An 18,025-nucleotide genomic window follows, 5' to 3' on the forward strand; every position below is an offset into this window, starting at 1 on the left:
GACTAAAGTGGTCAGCGTATATTTGCAAACGCAGACTACCATCGTTTTACAACCTGGCCCTGAAGATGGCAAGGATGTCCTGTTATCCACGCTGGATCCGGATTTAAACTTGTATTATGATCCTGATTTCTGCGCGGTTTCCTGGACTTTCCAGGGAGAACCTTATATTTACAGAAGCCTGATTGAATTTGATCTTTCGGCTATTCCGGCCGGTGCAGCCATAATCAATGCTTCGTTATATTTATCAAACAATCCAAATTCCACAACAAATAATGGGGAGCATTCCTCCTTATCAGGCTCAAATGAATGCTGGTTATCTCGCGTTATTGAGGAATGGGGTAAATATTCAGTAACCTGGAATAACCAACCTTCTGTCACAGAGGAGAATAAGGTTTATTTGCCATATACGCTTGATCCTCATCAGGACTTCGAGGTTGATGTCAGGCAGCTTATACAGGATATGATTGATAATCCTGCATCCGGTCATGGATTCATGTATAAGCTGGCTAATGAAGATGGCAATTCAACATCTTTTCTGTGGGATTTTGGCGATGGTGAAACATCCGATATTCAGAATCCGTTACATTTTTATGAAGAAATTGGAGAATATCAGTTACAACTTATCGCATATAATGACCTTGGATCGGATACCATCGTGGAACTCCTCGATATCATCACATCCAGTGATCAGATAATGATGGATCAGATAAGCATTTACCCAAATCCTGCACATGAGAAGATTTATCTGAAAATTGATTCCGACGATTTCAATTTACTTCACTATCAGTTGCTAAACATGCAGGGCCAGCTAATCAGGGAAGATAAGCTTTATCTTGCAGGTAATGGTTGCTTTAATTCTATTGATATTTCGCACTTCGAAGGAGGTATCTATTACTTCCGTTTTTTCAACCAGGAAATATCTTTGACTAAGAAGGTGGTGATATACTAATTGGAACTCAGGGATAGGGGTGGCTAAAAAGCCTTAGTGCGCCTTTGTCGCCTTTGTGGTTACATCTTAAGTTATTGAACCACAAGGATCACAAAGTACACGCAGAGGAGCACAAAGGAGGAAATCTAAAACATTTTAACTTATTAGTCACCCCCATCCCTTTAATACTGCCCTGAAATTTTTTTCAAACAGCTTTTATTAGATTGAATTATTTTGTATATTTAAAGGTTCTAAAATATATGAAATGAATAGATACTTCCTGATCCTGATTGTAGCTCTCACTGTTGGATACATAGGTCCAACACAATCGCAGACTACTATCACTTTACAACCTGGCCCTGAAGATGGCAAGGATGCCTTTATTAGCACCTATTACCCTGACCAGAATTATTATTATCATATAGATTATATTGCTATGGCCTGGACTGCGGGAGGGATTCCGTTTGTAGTTAGATCTTTAATTGAATTTGATTTATCAGTGGTTCCATCAGGGGCATCTATAATCAACGCTTCTTTGTCATTATATAATAGTCCAGATCCTACCAATAATCATGGTGAACACTCATCTTTATCCGGTCCAAATACCTGCTGGCTCCAACGGATAACTGACGAGTGGGATGAATATACAGTAACCTGGAACAATCAACCATCAACAACAACATTACATCAGGTTACTCTTAAACAATCAGTTGACCCTCACCAGGATTATGAAGATATAGATGTCACTCAACTTATAAAAGATATAATCGATAATCCCGAAACGGGACATGGTTTTATGATACGGCTTATTACAGAAGAGTATTATAGGTGCATGATCTTTGCCTCAAGCGATCATCCGGATCCAAACCTTCATCCTAAACTGGCCATCACATTTATTGCTCCTGTAGCTGATTTTTTATACATACTTGAAAATAAAACTGTATATTTCAACAATCTCTCGCAATGGGCTGATACGTTTTTATGGAACTTCGGAGATGGTGTCCAATCTATTCTGGAAAATCCGGTACATGAATACCAGGATTTTGGAGATTATGAGGTGACCCTGATAGCCAGCAAGGAGGAAATGTCAGATACTGTGACGAAAGTGGTCAGAGTATGCTTGCAGCCTGTTGCTGAATTTGACTATCAGTTGGATGAATTTACATTGTCTGTCAGCAATACATCCCAAAATGCCCTTTCTTATTTCTGGGACTTCGGGGATGGCAGCTTCTCTTATATGGAAAATCCAACGCATGTTTATCCTGACGCAGGAGAGTACGAATTACGGCTGGTAGCCTATAATGATTGTGAGCCTGATACTGCAGTTGAATACATTACAGTATATCATCATTACGAGATTGATTTTGATTATACTTGTGGTGATCTCAGGGTTTCATTTGTTATGAATACCTCATCCGATTATGATTCATTTATTTGGGACTTCGGAGATGGAATCCAGTCTATACTTGAAAATCCTGTGCATATTTATCAGGATTTTGGAGAATATGAAGTGACAGTGAAAGCCAGCAACGAGTTACAGTCAGATACTGTGGTGAAAATGATTAAAGTGTGCCAGCGGCCTGATGCTGAATTTGGCTATCAGTTGGATGGATATACATTGTCTGTGAACAATTTATCTCAAAATGCCAATTCTTACTTATGGGATTTTGGGGATGGCAACATCTCCTTTCTGGAGAACCCAACCTATGAATACCTGGTTGAGGGAGACTATGAAGTCAGTCTGATCGCATTTAATGAATGTGCACCTGACACAGCGGTGGAAAATATTTCGATATGCAAATCCCCCGTTGCAGGTTTTGACTATATCTGTGAGGACTTCAGGGTTTCATTTATGAATACTACCATCAATTATGATTCATGCATCTGGGATTATGGTGACGGTATTGGTTCTACATTGATTAATCCTGAACATATCTACCAGGAACCTGGAGATTATTCTGTAAATCTGGCAATATGGCGTTTTTGCGGAGAAAATCTGTTGACACAGGAGCTGGTTCAGGTCATTACGGTTCCCTGTTCGCCACAGGCATCGTTTACATACGCCATAAGTGAATTTGAAATCTCATTCACAAATATGTCATTCAATGCCACATCATTTATATGGGATTTCGGCGACGGCGATACATCCGACATTCAGAATCCGGTGCATTCTTATGCTGAAATTGGGGATTATCAGGTACAACTGATCGCATATAATGACCATGGATCGGATACCATCGTGGAACTCATTAATATTACTTCTATTGATCAGATATTGAAAAATAATATTATTAGCATTTTCCCCAATCCGGCACATGGGAGGATTTATCTGAAAATTGATTTTGGGGATTTTAGTTCACTTAACTATCAATTACTAAACATGCAAGGCCAGATAATCAGGGAAGATAAATTATATCCTGCAGATAATGGTTGCCTTAATCCTATGGATATTTCATATCTAAAAGGAGGTATCTATTATTTCCGGTTTTTCAACCAGGAAATATCTATGACTAAGAAAGTGGTGATATACTAATAAACAAAGGGATGACATCTCGCCAGAGATGTCATCCCTTTGACCAAAAATTTATAATTTATTGATTGTAAATAAAATTACATGAAACAGTCCCTTTACTTTTTACTGATTTTTCTCAGCATTATCCTTTATTGCAAATGCACAATTTTTTCCCAGACAATTATTATTCTGCAGCCGGATGCGGAGGAAGGAAAGGATGCTCCCATATCCGATTATAACCCAAATACCAATGATGGTAGTAGGAATGAGTTAACTGCCCTGGCCTGGACACAACAAGGAATCCCGTTCCTTTGCAGAGGTGTGATTGAGTTTGACCTGACAATTATTCCGGAAGGTTCAATTATTACTGATGCTTTACTTTCATTATTTAATAATCCGGAATCCTCATCTAACAATGGTGAACATTCTTCTCTTTCAGGTTCGAATGCCTGTCGGATTCTACGGATCACTGAAGAATGGGATGAATTTACAGTGACATGGAACAATCAGCCTTCTGTCACCACACTCCATCAGGTTACGCTTCCCCAATCAATCGATCCCCATCAGGATTATGAGGATATAGATGTCACGCAACTTGTTATAGATATGATCGATAACTCAGAGGTGAGTCATGGTTTTATGATTCGTCTCATCACTGAAGAGTATTACCGATGCATGACCTTTGCATCAAGCGATTATACGGATCCAGACCTTTATCCTAAACTGGCTATCACATTTACTGCCCCTGTAGCTGATTTTTTATACATACTTGAAAATAAAACTGTATATTTCAATAATCTCTCACAATGGGCTGATACGTATTTATGGGAATTTGGCGATGGCATTCAGTCAATACAGGAGAACCCTGTTCATGCCTATCAGCAATTTAGTGACTACGAAGTAACCCTGATTGCTAGTAATCAGTCATTTGCAGATACTGTAACCAAAGTGGTCAGAGTATGCTTGCAGCCTGTTGCTGAATTTGACTATCATTTGGATGAATTTACATTGTCTGTCAACAATACTTCCCAAAATGCCCTTTCCTATTTCTGGGACTTCGGTGATGGCAGCTTCTCTTTTCTGGAGAACCCAACCTATAAATATCTTGATGAAGGAGATTATAAAGTCAGTCTGATCGCATATAATGACTGTGAACCTGACACCACAATAAAATACATTTCGATCTGCACAAATCCTGAAGCCGGTTTTGATTATATCTGTGATGACCTCAGGATTTCATTTATGAATACTGCTATCAATTATGATTCATGCATCTGGGATTATGGTGACGGAATTGGTTCAACTTTAATTAATCCTGAACACATCTACCTTGAACCTGGAGATTATTGTGTTGGGATAACAGTATGGCGTTTTTGCGGGGAAAATCTGTTGACGCAGGAGCTGGTTCAGGTTATTACGGTTCCCTGTTCGCCACAGGCATCGTTTACATACGCCATAAGTGAATTTAAAGTCTCATTCACAAACATGTCATTCAATGCAACATCATTTATATGGGATTTCGGCGACGGCGATACATCCGACATTCAGAATCCGGTGCATTCTTATGCTGAAATTGGTGATTATCAGGTACAACTGATCGCATATAATGACCATGGATCGGATACCATCGTGGAACTCATTAATATTACTTCTATTGATCAGATATTGAAAAATAATATTATTAGCATTTTCCCCAATCCGGCACATGGGAGGATATATCTGAAAATTGATTCTGAGGATTTTAGTTCACTTTACTATCAATTACTAAACATGCAAGGCCAGATAATCAGGGAAGATAAATTATATCCTGCAGATAATGGTTGCCTTAATATTATGGATATTTCGTTTCTTAAAGGAGGCATCTATTATTTCCGATTTTTCAACCAGGAAATATCTTTGACTAAGAAGGTGGTGATATACTGATAAATTAAGGGATGACATCTCGCAAGAGATGTCATCCCTTTAATACCTTGAATATCATCAGTTATTTCCCTTTCCAGTTTTGAATTTCTATGATGTTACCCTCAGGATCTAAAGCATATATCGTTTTTAAAATTCCTAAACCCGTAATCTCTTTTTCAATTAATTCTCCATATTTCTTTCCCCCCATAGCAATTAACTTATCAATCGTATCTTCCACGTCACTTACGTGAAATGCAATATGACCAAATCCCAAATCATTAATTGATTGATCATTAGTTGTTCCCGATGCTTTATTATATTCAAAAATCTCAAGAGTCGGCCCATTATCATATCCTGGCAGTTTTAAATGAATCCCCTTGATTTTCACATCAGGAATCCTGGTCATTTTATCAATCCAATCTCCGGATAAATTTCTTTCCGGATATAACGGCTCACACTCAAATACATCCATATAAAATTGCGCAAGTTTTTTCCAATCCTTTGCAATAATGTTGGTATGTACAAATTTTATCTCGTTTCTCATGTTTTGGTCATTATGCCCAACGTTGGCTATTAACATTCGCCGGCTTGTGTTTACATCATATTTTCGCTAGTAGTTTATTTATTAATTTTCATTTCCATTGGTAAATATTTTATTCCATTTTCCTCCTGCATATTATCTGTTTCAATGAATCCCAATTTTTTATACACCGGTATTGAAAAAGGAGAAGCATGAACATAAAATTTATCCAGATTTGAATCTTTCTGAATACAATTTTTCAACGATTCCTGAAAAAGTTTCTTCGCTATACCTTGTCCCTGATACGCTTTATCTATAAATAGTAACGAAATTGTATTATTGTCGCGTATCTCAATCATTCCGACAATTTTTGAATCCATCATTGCTGTTAAGATAGTTCTCTGGTTTTTTTGTCTTTCTGCAATTTTATGAGGTTTGATCCAATCATAAAAAAACCGGTTGCCCTCTTTGGAATAATCCATCGAAACAAATTCATCATACACTTTTTTAATCAATTGTTGAATCATTATCTCTTGACCATCACGGTATCTTTTAATCTTTATATTGTTCATTTTTTGTCGTTAAAATCAAAATTTGCAGGATGTCTTTCGACTATTGGACATAACGCCGAGCGGAGATGCCGGCCAAGATTGTGTCGGTGTAAAGTTAAGAATTCATTATGCAGTATCCAAGCAGATACCCGCTTTCTCGGGGATTTAACATCGGGCTGGCATTTACACTTTCGTCGACTGTAGGTGATTTATTGCTTGGTAAGAGTTTCTATTTCTTTTATGAATTGATCGACTTCAGGAATTAATGTTATCACATTTTCCTCTTCAAAATCGAAAAAGTCACCGTAATCCCCTTTCTGTCGGAAGTCAAACAGGTCAGAATATAGAATTCCCAGCGATTTATCTAGTTTCTCAGTTTTTATAAAAAGAAGCAGAAATTGAGTTTTAACTCCTGAGTGAGTATGGCTATTGATGTCATGTTTGGCAAATAGAGCTAAAACAGCATAAAAACAAGCATAATACAATCGGTTAATTGAAGAATTCCAACTTCTTGCCTCAGCAAGTGATTTCGCATCGTTGAAAGTTCTCCATGCCCTTTCAATACGATATGCAATATATTCTTCTTGAGTTTTTGGCATTTATTTATATGGCTATTCCTTCGTTCGAAATATTTTTGTATAGGGGAGTCATCCAATATTTAGATTCCCATTCCTGTTTGTTATATACAAATGTTGAGAAAGCTTCTCCGAGTTCCAATTCTACATCAAATAATTTGTGCCTGAAGACTTTTTCAGTTTCTATATCTGCTTTTGTGTTGATTAGAATTAGGATGTCCCAATCAGAATCAGGTCGTTCATCTCCTCTCGCTCTTGAACCATACAGAATAATATCTGCAGTCGGGTCAATTTCCTTAACCCGCTTCTTAATCATCGATAGTACTATTTGCTTTTGGTTCTTCATAAAGCAAAGGTAAGAAAAAAAAGATTGGTTAACGAAGTTCACTTGCATCCAACGCCGAGCGCAGATGCCGGCCCGGATTGTTGTCCACCTCAGGAGGATGGTGTGAGAAGTGTACTCCGTCAGTTTTGACTGGCGGAGCCGCCTATTCGATTGAGGCATCGTACTTATTTTAATTATATTTTTTTCCTATTATTATGGAACGTGCTAAGTCTTCCATTTGCTTCAATATGGAATGTGTAATAATCACCTTCAAAATATAGGCTCTGTTCTCCATACTTGCTAAATCGCTGGTCTGGTTTTTCCTTCCAGAACTCCTGTATCTCATCATCTACCGAACTGATTACTTTTTGCATGACCATAATAACGTCCTCCGGATTCCACAGGAAATTATCTTTATGCTTGAATTGCTCGATTGCTTCAAACTCCTGGACATGCCTAAGAAATACATGGAGAAATCCTTTGAAGTCAAGATAAATGGCCCGTGCTCCTGCTATATTCAAATGCCGGGGAATGTAGCGATAGGTGTCTTTCATAAGAAACCAAAACAGGGAGGGTTTTTCGCTGCTCAATTTTTTTAAGTTGATCCCTGCATTATTCAATTCCTGTTTTAAGATTTCAAAGTTGCTGTTCATGGAATCTGACCACAACCGCTCTAATCTCTTTTGTTCCTCCTCTGTAATTACCTCTTTGTCAAACTTAATCTCCAAGTACTTTTCCTCAATGGCCGGTTTGAGTGTCCCATTATCCCGTATTTCGGCAGATTCATCTTCTGAAAGGTTTTTTTCTTCATGAAACAGCTTCATTGCCAAATACCATTCCCGGTCGTGGGGACAAAGCCCAACACCATCACTGACTAACTTCTTTGTGAAACCATACATCCAATCATAATCACCGCCCTTTGGTTCTTTTTTGATCGGGATTTCTATTTTCCTTATGGCTCTTTTTTCCTCTTTGTGGTAAAGGTTTTCATGAGGCCAGGGAGAAGGGAAGATTGATTTTATATCAGTGCTATTGATACCTTCTTTTCTGATGTACTCTGCTGCTTCCACCGGTATATCATAGCCCAGGTATTGTGCTTTAATCTTTCCGTGTGTACTTTCATCAGAATTGGCCCGAAACTTTTCTTCAAATTGTTCTCTTTCGTACTGATTGTACAAAAAGACCACCGTTAAGTCCTTACCAAACATTTTGTACCCTTCAGAATCTTCATGGAAGGTTAGCACTGCTACTTTATCATCCCTGCCAATAAGGGCATATATTTCTTCATGCGAATAGCTCATATTATTACGCAGGCTTATCAGACCAGAACATTCCAATTGGAATATGCTTGCTTACTCTTTGGAAAACGCCATCATCTAAATAAGTTGAATACTGGCTATCTTTATAGTTTTTACCGTCTTTTTCACAGATAATTTCATCTGCGATAGCAGAAGAAACTGGAAAGACTTCTCCATTTTTAATGGCATTTAACAACTCTGACTGGTCGGTTCTCAATTTCATTTTGAATTTCAATCCCTCTGAAGAGGGTTCGTAGTTGATATTAACGTCTGTGTCCACTGGTCGTCTTTTCAGGTAAAGAACTCCATCATACTTTATTATCTCTGATAATTCGGGTGATTTGTTGGCGGATTCAATGACGGATAGGTATTTAGCCTGGTCTTCTAACCATTTTTTGAAATTATCCCTTTCAGTAGGTATTTCCGAAAATGTGTCCATCCATCCTACAATATCTGTGACATGGCCTAAAACACTAATCAGGACTTCCTTATCTTCCATGTTCCATGCAAGGGTGAAGGAGAATACTTTTTCATTGCCTTTCTGAACCAAAGCTGTAAATAAGTTTTTTAGTGCAGTTAGGGTATCATTTAACAAATCCTGTGTGGTCCTATCGGAATGAAATACACAGGGTATATTGCAATACATATCTTCAGGAATCAGGTAGATAAGGTTGTCAGGAATAAACAAGTCGGTATCCAGCCTATTGAGTGCTTTCTTTAACTCAAATACATCATATTCAACCGCATTGTGGATTTCACTTCCAATAGAAAGGCTATCGAATATTGAAACTAACCTATCATGTTTAGGTTTTTCAGCCTGTTCATGATAAGAAACCAGCATTCTTATTCCTTCACCCTTGTTAATTGCATACGGTACTAACTTCTGAGTAACTGTTTGAGGAGCTTCTTCAATTACCCTGCGGACTTCCGGTTTTTCTAAACCGAAGTACTCAAATATCTGTGGATTTCCTTGCAAATAGTTAGTTACAAGACTTTTCCATTTAGCCAGAGGTAGTTTACCATCTACCCTAAAAATTTTGGTATATACGCTGCGTCTCCCAAAATCGGTCAATTTTGAATCAAGCCGTTCAAGCATCAAGTCTTTATTGTAAGATCTGATAGCTCCATCAAAATGGTTAAAACATTCTTGTTTCTTCTCATATATGGAATGAACGTATCTGCATCCATAGGTATCTACTAATTCCGGAGCAGGTTCATTTCTTACTTCTTCTAATTCGAATTCATAGTTGTTTCCGCTATGTTTCCAGTTGAAATCCGTGTTGACAATACCATAATAAAGTTTTTCAAACTCATCACTTCTGTATTGAGTTGGACCAGAAGGGATATTGGCTATATCGTCAGAATATTTCGGTCCCCACCAATATTCATATTCATAAGATTTAAGAAAGGAGGGAGCATAACCTATCATATCCGTGTCCAGCGATATTCTTACAGTAACGTCTTTTACACAATGAAGGGCAACAAGCTCATCTAAAAATTCAAAATGGAAATTATTCAAACGAGAAAGTGACCTACGAAAAAATGAGTTTGCAAAAACCGCTAAATCTGATTCTTTGTGTTTAAAAACTCCTTGGGACAAGTATTCAAATGACTGAAGCAAGTCACTCAGATATATCAATCCTGCTTTTTCCTTTTGGGCTAACTCTTTGAGGTCTGGGAAAACAGCATATAAAATTTCAGGGCTTATGTATGCAGCGCAAGAGGGATAATGAAATGTGCCGTTCTCAGAATAATTTGAGCCAAGCAAACCTATGAAAACCTCTTTATGTGGTTCAAATGCTTCACTGTATCTTTTGAGCAGTACTTTCCAACGAGCTGTATATATTTTTTCTGAATCTTCATTGTTGTCAGCAATTAAAATTCTCCCTACCGTGTAAGTAATCCCAGGCTCGAAATAAAGTCCAAACGGAATAGCCCATCCAATTAAACGGTGCATGTCGTGGCTCATGTGTGTTGGCATTCCATAAACGCCTGCTTGCCACATGCCATCTTCCAATGCTGACACGGTAAAACAGTGTCCGTACTTATTAACTTGATCAGTATTGAATACTCCGAAAAATGTTTTCATTAGTCAAATAGTCTTTGTATGTGCCCTAACGTTGAGCTCAGATGCCGGTCCGGATTGTTGTCCGCCTCCGGCGGATAATGTGAGAGGTGCACTCCGTCAGCTATGACTGGCGGAGACACCTACTCGATTATGGTGCGTTATTTCTATTCCATTCTAAACTTTATAGGGATACAGTATTTAACAGGTACAACCTTTCCATTGCATTTCCCTGGTTTCCATTTTGGCATCTTATCTATTATTCTTAGAGCTTCTTTGTCTGCAAGATCATATATTCCTTTAAGAATGATTTTATTAGTTAGGTTCCCATCAGTCTCTACCATTACCGAAACATAAACAGTTCCTTGAAAGTCATCTTGACCATCATTTGGCCATATCAAATTGTTCAAAATGAATCTTTTCAATGAGTTGGCACCTCCAGGAAATTCAGGCAATTGGTCAACCATCAAATACACTGTCCGGTTTGTAAGAGAGTCAAACAGAGACTTACACTCTGCTTTTGCATTATCTGTCTGTGCAAAGAGCAAAACTGTCCAAAATATTATAGAAATAGTCAGAAGATATTTCATTGACTTGCTTGTTTTATAATGTACCATAACGCCGAGCACAGATGCCTGCCCGGATTGTTGTCCGCCACCGGTGGACGATGTGAGTGGTGCACTCCGTTAGCTATGGCTGGCGGAGCCGCCTTTGAGATTGTCTGCTGTAGTTATTATACTACTTTTTTCTTTTGTATAGTGTTGATTTTGTCAATAATCGTGTAGAATTATGCACCGTAAGTATATCAATTCTATAAATATCCACAACTCGATAAACTATTCGGTAACTACCTCTTATTAACTCCCTTAAGTTTTTGTTATTAAATTCCGGGACAATTCTACCGGCTTTTGGGTGGGATTCCAACAGATCTGTTGATTCAAATAAATTTTGAATTACAACTTTTGCATAACGTTCAGAATCTTTTGCAATATATTCACCAATATCATTAAGATCACGAATTGCAAAATCGGTCCAAACTACTTTAACCATTTGGAAAGCCTTTTTTTTGCTTCTTCCTTGGAATAAACTTTATCTGCTAATGATTCTTCTAATCCTTTTTGAACTTTATCAATAAATATCAACTTATCTATGAGTTCATCAAGGCTGAAATTATCTGGAAGTTTTGAAACTGTTTTTATAACATTCTCTTTTGTCAACATATCTACATGGGGTGTTTTTACAAAGATAGCCGAAAATTCTATTCCCTGGATTATCAGTGAAAATTTTTATACTGGTATCCAATAAATAAGACTTCATGTTTGGTTGACGCCACACAAAGCCTTATTTATTGGTGGTAGTTATTGCTTTAATAAGTTCATTTTCAGTTATTTCAATTACTCGGATTATCCCAGCTTCACTAGCTGAACATTGATTTGCTGTATTTATTACAACGAAATAAAATACTTTGTTATTGAAATAGATAGCAGGAGGGAAAGTTTTTTCTGTTTCAGTAAAATTCATTTTAAGTTCAGCTTTGTCCATATTAAATATTATAAGGTATCCGACATCCTTATTATATTCATTAGTGTATCTGTAAATTTGCGTAAAACCATCTATAATTCTATCTTTTCCGTATCCTTTAGCTCTATCAAATATTTTTATTTCAACAACTAAAGGGTTTTCTGTATCTATTTCCCCTACAATATCGGCTCTACCGGAAGATGACATTGGAGTCGAAAATGGGTAATCAACTCCTTGGTCAAGGAGGAACAACCTTAAATCATCTTCAAAGATTTGTTCATAGTTCTTTTTTGCAGTGTCATACTGTTCAAATAATTTCTTCTTTGTAAACCATTCTGTCCTTCTCTTATACTTTTCAAGTAAGTAGATTGTTGAATTGGATTTGTCAAGCCTATCATCTAAGTAATAAAGTATTGGATAAACAAAATTTTTAATAAAAACTGTTTTTTTATCTTGATCACCCCGCGGAAGAACTTCAACATATAGAATCTGATCAGGTTCATTTCTCGAAAAAAGGTATTTTATCAACTTATAGCTGCATGTTGCTTCTTCTTCTTGGCTTTCATAACTGTAGCTACCAAAATTTCTATTATTTAACATGTTCTCAATTTTTAAATCATCATAATGATATTTAACACACGCTTCATTTATAATATTATTGGTAACTCTTTCCTTTTCAATATTGGTAATAAAAAATTCAAGTTGATTTCCAAAATGGCGAAAATCTGCCCGCTCTAATCTGGACAGCCACTCTTGAAGTTTTTCTTTTAGATTGTAGATATAATACATAATTTTTGGCTTTTGTAGTGTGTATTAAATGTTATTTTTTGATTCTCTAACGAAGTTAATAAAATCAAATTTTTCTTATAATTCTTGCACTAAAAAATATTTATTGAAAATCTTATAGATTATCCATTTCTTTATTTCCTGAATCTTTATTTCATCCAAGTATCTTAAATAAATCTCGGTCGTCTTAATATCCTTATGGCTTAGTATTTTACTGATAATGTTTACATGGATCATTATTTCCAGGGCAATAGTCGTAAAAATTGTGCCGTGAACAAGGTAAGTATGGATTTTTAATTCCGGCTATCTTTATAATCTTCGTGGCATCTATTCTTCAGACATTTCGTCTTTATTCATCTTCCGGTATCGCCGGTATGCCACTATTGTGACAATTATTATTATGGCGATGGCAAAATACACGAATGTCGGCACAAGCATCGGATCACCGCTGGCATAGGAATGAAGTCACAAAAGATAATAATTCACCCCCAGCTGATGCGCGTCCCGCTTTTGCAGGACAGGTCTTCCGAACACGTGTCCGGGTCCAGCGTCCTGCTTTTACGGGAACGCTTGCTTGAAAAAGTGATTTTAATGATAATGCTGTAAATCGATTAAACATGACCTACAGCGGAATAATAAAATGAGCCGTGGTTCACCCTGATCGATTGATCTCTACTTTCTTGTTTGTTTTTCAATTTCTACCGGCCTGGACGAGCCGGCTTTTTTATTGTGATATGCAGAGCGAATATTCTTACCAGCAATTCCTGTCAGATAGTCAAGATTTTGATCGGATCAGGGAGGGTAATACCTTTAAATAGAAAAGATTGTGAATTGTAGGACTTTATTTTAAGGGGTGGGAAAGATTATGACAATTTATATGAAGGTACAGTGATAAATCCTATCATTGTAAAAGATATTATTTTAATACGTTGCCGTACTAGTTACTCAGCCTCAAGCGGATGGTATGAGAAGCATACCTCGTCCGATAAATCTGGGGGGGCTGTCTACTTGATTATGCTCAGTTGAATAAACTTTTATCTTAATTTGTACGTTAGTTGTTTGTAATACAAATCATTTAATTTCGAAACACATTGATGCAAGAATAAACAATGAAAGTATCTCAATGAGAACAGTAATTAGAATTGAGTTCCAGTAAAGCATCATTTTTTTCTTTCGTTTTTGATAATATTCATTTTCTTCTTTTTTACTGCCCCAATCTTTTGGATCTAGATTTGACCATTCAGGCCGTTCTGGTTTTTCTTTAAAATCAGCGTTATTAATTTCCCAAGCCATTTTATTAAGAAAATAATTTATAAAATCTAAATCACGTTCGCTGGATATAAAAATGGCTTTCAAGTGCCTATGCTGGATCCATAATATTCCAATATAAACAATAAGAATTGTAATTAGAAAAATCCAATTGTATGGATGCGGAATCGGTCGATGCGCAGAATAATAAATATATCCTGAGAAAGTCGCAATAGCTGTCCACAACGCAAATGAAGTTTTCCATTCAATTTGTCGCCTTTTCCAAAGATTTTCTTGATTTATTTTGGCAGCTTCTAAATATTTATCTATTATTTTATTTTTGTTTTTTTTGGTCATTTTGAGATCCTCCATTTCATTTAAATTTAATATTTGATAATTCACTATATTCCCCGCATAATGCGTAATTCCCTTCATGAGTAAATTTATCCTTCATTCCTTCAATTAACTGAAAATCAACAATTTTTTATTAATCACCAACTTATTTGTGATCTGAATGTACTATGGTGAATGAGGCGCACTTCATTAGATAAATCGGGCGGGGCTGTCTATACGATTAGCAGTATTAATTTATTACTTTTCCTCTATTGGGGGGAGAGGTGGTGGAATAGGTTCTTGACCTTCCCTAATTATCCTGTCTGCTGGAGGTGGTGGAGGAGGAGGTAGTGGTGTCTCCTCTGGCGGTAATGTTTGATTTGTCGGTTCGTCTATCATAATTCTCAAAGTTTAAAAGGTGTTTATTTAATGCTTCAATGTTCTTTATCTCAATTTGATATGATTTATCAGGCTTATTGAATAAATTGAATAAAAATGGAATAAAGGAAAGAACTAATGAGACAATCGCAATGAACAAATATCTTTTTGAAATATATAAAAATTTAGATTTTAAATCATTATTAAAAGTATTTCTATCTGTGTATTCGGCAAGTTTATTTATAAGGTATTTTTCGAATTCAGAATCGCCATTAACTCCTGAATAACTAGCCTGATATTGCGAATAATACTCTTCAAGAGCTTTTTTATATTTTATAAGCTCTGATGCGAATGGAAGTCCACGGTATTCATAACCTTTAAATAGGTTGTTATATGATTTGAACAAATAATAACATGATAAAATTGAAAAAAAAGATGAAAGCAAAACGAATATTAGCAGAAAAAGTTTTTCTAAAAGCACAGAATTAGTGAAATCATATTCCGAAATGACATAAAATAGAACAGCAAAAATAACAGTCAAAATACCTATTGGTATATTCAGGGAACTTTCAAGCGAAGTTTTCCTTTCTTCTTCATTTTTATTCTTTTATATAAAGAAATTTAATAGATCCATATTTAATAAAGTATTTTTACTAACACCCTGCCGACAGCAGCAGTGTGGATTTTTGACAGTATTAATATTTATCTATAGTTTTCATTTTTAATATACCATTAACGTTTCTTTGCTAACCTGCATCGCATTGATTGACTGCCGGCTTGTTAGAGCATGTCATATTATTTCATCAATAACGTCATTATTGGGAACATTTTCATGAAATTTCTCATTAATAAGTTGCGCAATTGTGTGAATTGCTATATCTGGCTGATAATTTGCATTCCAGCGATAATATTTGCGGTTCATCCATTCAATTATGGCAGGCCGAGTCATTATAAACCTTCCGACAGCATTTCCTCGGCCTTTTGCATCCATATCGGCAATTCTTTGGAACCTATTTACAAGATGGATAATTAAACGTTCTGAGTTAAAATTATTTGGATACATTTTAGCAATTAAGTAGGCAGAATAGGCTGCATCAAAATCTCGAATTTGAAGAAATTCTATTAACTTCTGAATATTTAAAAAATTGACGTTTTGAGGAATTATATAGTCAGGCAATGAGTCAAACTTTCTCATTTCCCTTAGAACAATAACTTCTTGACAACCATTCTGAACACGTAATTGTTGCAATAAGTTTTCTTTTGTTAAATTATGCGGTAGATCCCACACAATTGCAACATCAAACCTCCCGTTGTCTCGGTAGTCTAATGAATTTGTTGGGATAAATTTGAACTCACAACGCCTCAGATTATATGGAATTCTTCTTTTGTCGAGTACAAGACAATCCGGACTGGACTCAATTCCATCTACCTCATTTAGTACGGGTCCAAAATATTCTATTTTCAAAATTTCGGAGGTATAACTTGAGGAAAAAAAATGTCTAAGAGATATCTCGTTACGGGGTTTGAATTGCATAATTTTAGTATTTAAGATGTGACTTAAAAGGATTGTTATAATTTAATGCATTCTAATAATTGCATAAACGCATAGAGCTTATTTCACCAATAAATGAATACTTTCTATACTTCCATAAAAGTACAAAATTTATGTACGTTTTCCAAATGCATGACGAAAGACTTATCATTCTCTCTTCTGATCTATGAACAGAAATACTCATATAGAGTGTTTTTCTGGAAGTTTTTGAATTGGGAATTTAAAAATATTTGCTAACAATGATAGTAGTTGTCGATATGATCAGGGCTTGATTCCGGAACGGTCCAGCGTAAAATGCTATCACTCTTTGCCTGGCCCAGTATCTCTGTAGTTGGTGAAAGGCCATCACTTGACTATGTGTCGAAGGCTCACCATGACGAAAAATGGATAGTATAATATTATTTTGTATTAATCATTTATTTAATATTGCATTAAATTTTTTTCATTCATAAAGGCTGTTATTGATTTCTTGGATAAAATGTTTTAACTTTAAGCGAATTTTTCTCCTCAAACCGGGTCACATTTTTTAAAACTATGGATTAACAGTAAATAGGTTGATGATGTTAAAATAGTAACATTCAAACCATTTATCAGTATAATACTGTAAACATTAATTCGTTTTAGCTGTTACATTATGGTTTGTGATTCTTTATAAACAGTTGTTTGTGGACAAATAAATAGTTATCGTGTATGTATAAGAAAGAGAGATTTAGAACAGACTTCTTATTTCCAGCTCCATCATTTTTTAAAGGATTGGCAAGCATTTTTAATGTACCGGGTAATTATTATGACTTTAATTATTCCCAATCTAATGAAGAAGCCGATTATAAGGCATTAAAGACAGATTGGTCTATTATTGGTCAAGATATCAGGAACGCCGTTGATAATATGGGCCAGCAAACAACCTTAAAAAAAGATAAGCAGTTAGAACTTAATTTTAATGAATAGTAATATCGAAGCAGATAAAGACGACAATAAAAAGAAAATACAAAAGAAAGCCGTCCATAAACAACCATCATCTAAGGCGATCCCCGAGGAAATAAGAGATTTTTTGGAGAAATTACCAGAAGAGAAACGCTTTGAAATTATGCAAGCCTATGCTGCAAAGCTTTCTATTATTGAAAAATCTATAATTTTTAGTGGCCCTTTACCGCCTGCTGCAATTTTAAAGGAATATAATGAAATCATTCCTAATGGAGCAGAAAGAATAATGAAAATGGCTGAAAAACAGTCTGATCATAGAATCGATATTGAAAAACATGCAATAAAAGAGCAATTTAAACAAAGCGGCATAGGACAGAAATTTGGATTTATTATAAGTATCTTAGGACTCGTACTTGCCTCTCTTTTAGCTTATTTTGGACATGATATAATTGCAGGTATATTCGGAACCACAACAATCCTTGGGCTGGTGACAGTATTCGTAATCGGGAAAAAACGACAAAAAAGCGAGCTAAAAGAAAAAGATGTTGATTAAAAATATTACAGATCATTCTATTTCTTTATCTCTTGAATCTTTATTTTCCCCAGC

At 35.9% G+C, this 18,025-nt stretch carries 18 protein-coding genes; 5 read left to right on the forward strand and 13 right to left on the reverse strand.

Annotation, left to right across the window (positions count from 1 at the left end; translation table 11 throughout):
• The 3 genes from NT175_04115 to NT175_04125 form a co-directional block, all read left to right on the forward strand.
• The coding region (locus NT175_04115) for a DNRLRE domain-containing protein (protein ID MCX6233896.1) at window positions 1-949 on the forward strand (949 nt) is incomplete at its 5' end.
• Between the two features lie 244 nt (window positions 950-1,193).
• Window positions 1,194-3,461 carry a PKD domain-containing protein gene (locus tag NT175_04120; protein ID MCX6233897.1) on the forward strand — a complete coding sequence of 756 codons (2,268 nt, stop codon included), beginning with the start codon at window positions 1,194-1,196 and terminating at the stop codon, window positions 3,459-3,461.
• 81 nt (window positions 3,462-3,542) lie between these two features.
• A complete protein-coding gene (locus NT175_04125) occupies window positions 3,543-5,363 on the forward strand; it encodes a PKD domain-containing protein (GenBank protein ID MCX6233898.1) in 1,821 nt (606 codons plus the stop codon).
• A 61-nt stretch (window positions 5,364-5,424) separates the two neighbouring features.
• Here the strand turns inward: NT175_04125 and NT175_04130 are convergent, their stop codons facing one another.
• From NT175_04130 to NT175_04190, 13 genes are all read right to left on the reverse strand, one after another.
• Window positions 5,425-5,886 carry a VOC family protein gene (locus NT175_04130; GenBank protein MCX6233899.1) on the reverse strand — a complete coding sequence of 154 codons (462 nt, stop codon included), beginning with the start codon at window positions 5,884-5,886 and terminating at the stop codon, window positions 5,425-5,427.
• A gap of 74 nt (window positions 5,887-5,960) precedes the next feature.
• Window positions 5,961-6,434: a GNAT family N-acetyltransferase gene (locus tag NT175_04135; protein MCX6233900.1), complete on the reverse strand. Its 474-nt coding sequence runs from the start codon at window positions 6,432-6,434 to the stop codon at window positions 5,961-5,963.
• Between the two features lie 188 nt (window positions 6,435-6,622).
• Window positions 6,623-7,012: a HEPN domain-containing protein gene (locus NT175_04140; GenBank protein ID MCX6233901.1), complete on the reverse strand. Its 390-nt coding sequence runs from the start codon at window positions 7,010-7,012 to the stop codon at window positions 6,623-6,625.
• A 4-nt stretch (window positions 7,013-7,016) separates the two neighbouring features.
• On the reverse strand, window positions 7,017-7,304 hold the full coding sequence (locus NT175_04145; GenBank protein ID MCX6233902.1) for a nucleotidyltransferase domain-containing protein: 288 nt from the start codon (window positions 7,302-7,304) through the stop codon (window positions 7,017-7,019).
• Window positions 7,305-7,507: 203 nt separating this feature from the next.
• Window positions 7,508-8,614 (reverse strand): hypothetical protein, encoded by a 1,107-nt coding sequence (locus NT175_04150; GenBank protein MCX6233903.1) that lies wholly within the window; start codon window positions 8,612-8,614, stop codon window positions 7,508-7,510.
• A 4-nt stretch (window positions 8,615-8,618) separates the two neighbouring features.
• Window positions 8,619-10,700, reverse strand: coding sequence for a hypothetical protein (locus tag NT175_04155; protein MCX6233904.1), 2,082 nt, complete (start codon window positions 10,698-10,700; stop codon window positions 8,619-8,621).
• Between the two features lie 143 nt (window positions 10,701-10,843).
• Window positions 10,844-11,266 carry an energy transducer TonB gene (locus NT175_04160; protein ID MCX6233905.1) on the reverse strand — a complete coding sequence of 141 codons (423 nt, stop codon included), beginning with the start codon at window positions 11,264-11,266 and terminating at the stop codon, window positions 10,844-10,846.
• A 148-nt stretch (window positions 11,267-11,414) separates the two neighbouring features.
• Complete coding sequence (locus NT175_04165) at window positions 11,415-11,726, reverse strand: type II toxin-antitoxin system RelE/ParE family toxin (GenBank protein ID MCX6233906.1); 312 nt, start codon at window positions 11,724-11,726, stop codon at window positions 11,415-11,417.
• Window positions 11,714-11,896 carry a hypothetical protein gene (locus NT175_04170; GenBank protein ID MCX6233907.1) on the reverse strand — a complete coding sequence of 61 codons (183 nt, stop codon included), beginning with the start codon at window positions 11,894-11,896 and terminating at the stop codon, window positions 11,714-11,716. The genes NT175_04165 and NT175_04170 overlap by 13 nt, the downstream gene beginning before the upstream one ends.
• 121 nt (window positions 11,897-12,017) lie before the next feature.
• Complete coding sequence (locus NT175_04175; GenBank protein MCX6233908.1) at window positions 12,018-12,986, reverse strand: hypothetical protein; 969 nt, start codon at window positions 12,984-12,986, stop codon at window positions 12,018-12,020.
• A 1,068-nt stretch (window positions 12,987-14,054) separates the two neighbouring features.
• Window positions 14,055-14,666 carry a hypothetical protein gene (locus tag NT175_04180; protein ID MCX6233909.1) on the reverse strand — a complete coding sequence of 204 codons (612 nt, stop codon included), beginning with the start codon at window positions 14,664-14,666 and terminating at the stop codon, window positions 14,055-14,057.
• 208 nt (window positions 14,667-14,874) lie between these two features.
• Window positions 14,875-15,348: a hypothetical protein gene (locus tag NT175_04185; GenBank protein ID MCX6233910.1), complete on the reverse strand. Its 474-nt coding sequence runs from the start codon at window positions 15,346-15,348 to the stop codon at window positions 14,875-14,877.
• A gap of 384 nt (window positions 15,349-15,732) precedes the next feature.
• The gene (locus tag NT175_04190) at window positions 15,733-16,476 is read right to left on the reverse strand and encodes a hypothetical protein (protein MCX6233911.1); all 744 of its coding nucleotides are present in this window, start codon (window positions 16,474-16,476) and stop codon (window positions 15,733-15,735) included.
• Between the two features lie 708 nt (window positions 16,477-17,184).
• Here NT175_04190 and NT175_04195 point away from each other — a divergent pair.
• Both NT175_04195 and NT175_04200 read left to right on the forward strand, forming a co-directional pair.
• Window positions 17,185-17,442, forward strand: coding sequence for a hypothetical protein (locus tag NT175_04195; GenBank protein ID MCX6233912.1), 258 nt, complete (start codon window positions 17,185-17,187; stop codon window positions 17,440-17,442).
• Window positions 17,435-17,971 (forward strand): DUF2335 domain-containing protein, encoded by a 537-nt coding sequence (locus NT175_04200; GenBank protein ID MCX6233913.1) that lies wholly within the window; start codon window positions 17,435-17,437, stop codon window positions 17,969-17,971. The genes NT175_04195 and NT175_04200 overlap by 8 nt, the downstream gene beginning before the upstream one ends.
• The last annotated feature ends 54 nt before the right edge of the window (window positions 17,972-18,025 follow it).

The sequence above is a fragment of the Bacteroidota bacterium genome (genome assembly GCA_026391695.1).
In the GTDB taxonomy this organism is placed as follows: Bacteria; Bacteroidota; Bacteroidia; order Bacteroidales; family JAGONC01; genus JAPLDP01.

Excerpts from the sequence above, each read along its gene's own strand:
- NT175_04120 (MCX6233897.1), top strand. The coding sequence starts at position 1,194 with ATGAATAGATACTTCCTGATCCTGATTGTAGCTCTCACTGTTGGATAC.
- NT175_04125 (MCX6233898.1), top strand. The coding sequence starts at position 3,543 with ATGAAACAGTCCCTTTACTTTTTACTGATTTTTCTCAGCATTATCCTT.
- NT175_04130 (MCX6233899.1), bottom strand. The coding sequence starts at position 5,886 with ATGAGAAACGAGATAAAATTTGTACATACCAACATTATTGCAAAGGAT.
- NT175_04135 (MCX6233900.1), bottom strand. The coding sequence starts at position 6,434 with ATGAACAATATAAAGATTAAAAGATACCGTGATGGTCAAGAGATAATG.
- NT175_04140 (MCX6233901.1), bottom strand. The coding sequence starts at position 7,012 with ATGCCAAAAACTCAAGAAGAATATATTGCATATCGTATTGAAAGGGCA.
- NT175_04145 (MCX6233902.1), bottom strand. The coding sequence starts at position 7,304 with ATGATTAAGAAGCGGGTTAAGGAAATTGACCCGACTGCAGATATTATT.
- NT175_04150 (MCX6233903.1), bottom strand. The coding sequence starts at position 8,614 with ATGAGCTATTCGCATGAAGAAATATATGCCCTTATTGGCAGGGATGAT.
- NT175_04155 (MCX6233904.1), bottom strand. The coding sequence starts at position 10,700 with ATGAAAACATTTTTCGGAGTATTCAATACTGATCAAGTTAATAAGTAC.
- NT175_04160 (MCX6233905.1), bottom strand. The coding sequence starts at position 11,266 with ATGAAATATCTTCTGACTATTTCTATAATATTTTGGACAGTTTTGCTC.
- NT175_04165 (MCX6233906.1), bottom strand. The coding sequence starts at position 11,726 with ATGGTTAAAGTAGTTTGGACCGATTTTGCAATTCGTGATCTTAATGAT.
- NT175_04170 (MCX6233907.1), bottom strand. The coding sequence starts at position 11,896 with ATGTTGACAAAAGAGAATGTTATAAAAACAGTTTCAAAACTTCCAGAT.
- NT175_04175 (MCX6233908.1), bottom strand. The coding sequence starts at position 12,986 with ATGTATTATATCTACAATCTAAAAGAAAAACTTCAAGAGTGGCTGTCC.
- NT175_04180 (MCX6233909.1), bottom strand. The coding sequence starts at position 14,666 with ATGAAGGGAATTACGCATTATGCGGGGAATATAGTGAATTATCAAATA.
- NT175_04190 (MCX6233911.1), bottom strand. The coding sequence starts at position 16,476 with ATGCAATTCAAACCCCGTAACGAGATATCTCTTAGACATTTTTTTTCC.
- NT175_04195 (MCX6233912.1), top strand. The coding sequence starts at position 17,185 with ATGTATAAGAAAGAGAGATTTAGAACAGACTTCTTATTTCCAGCTCCA.
- NT175_04200 (MCX6233913.1), top strand. The coding sequence starts at position 17,435 with ATGAATAGTAATATCGAAGCAGATAAAGACGACAATAAAAAGAAAATA.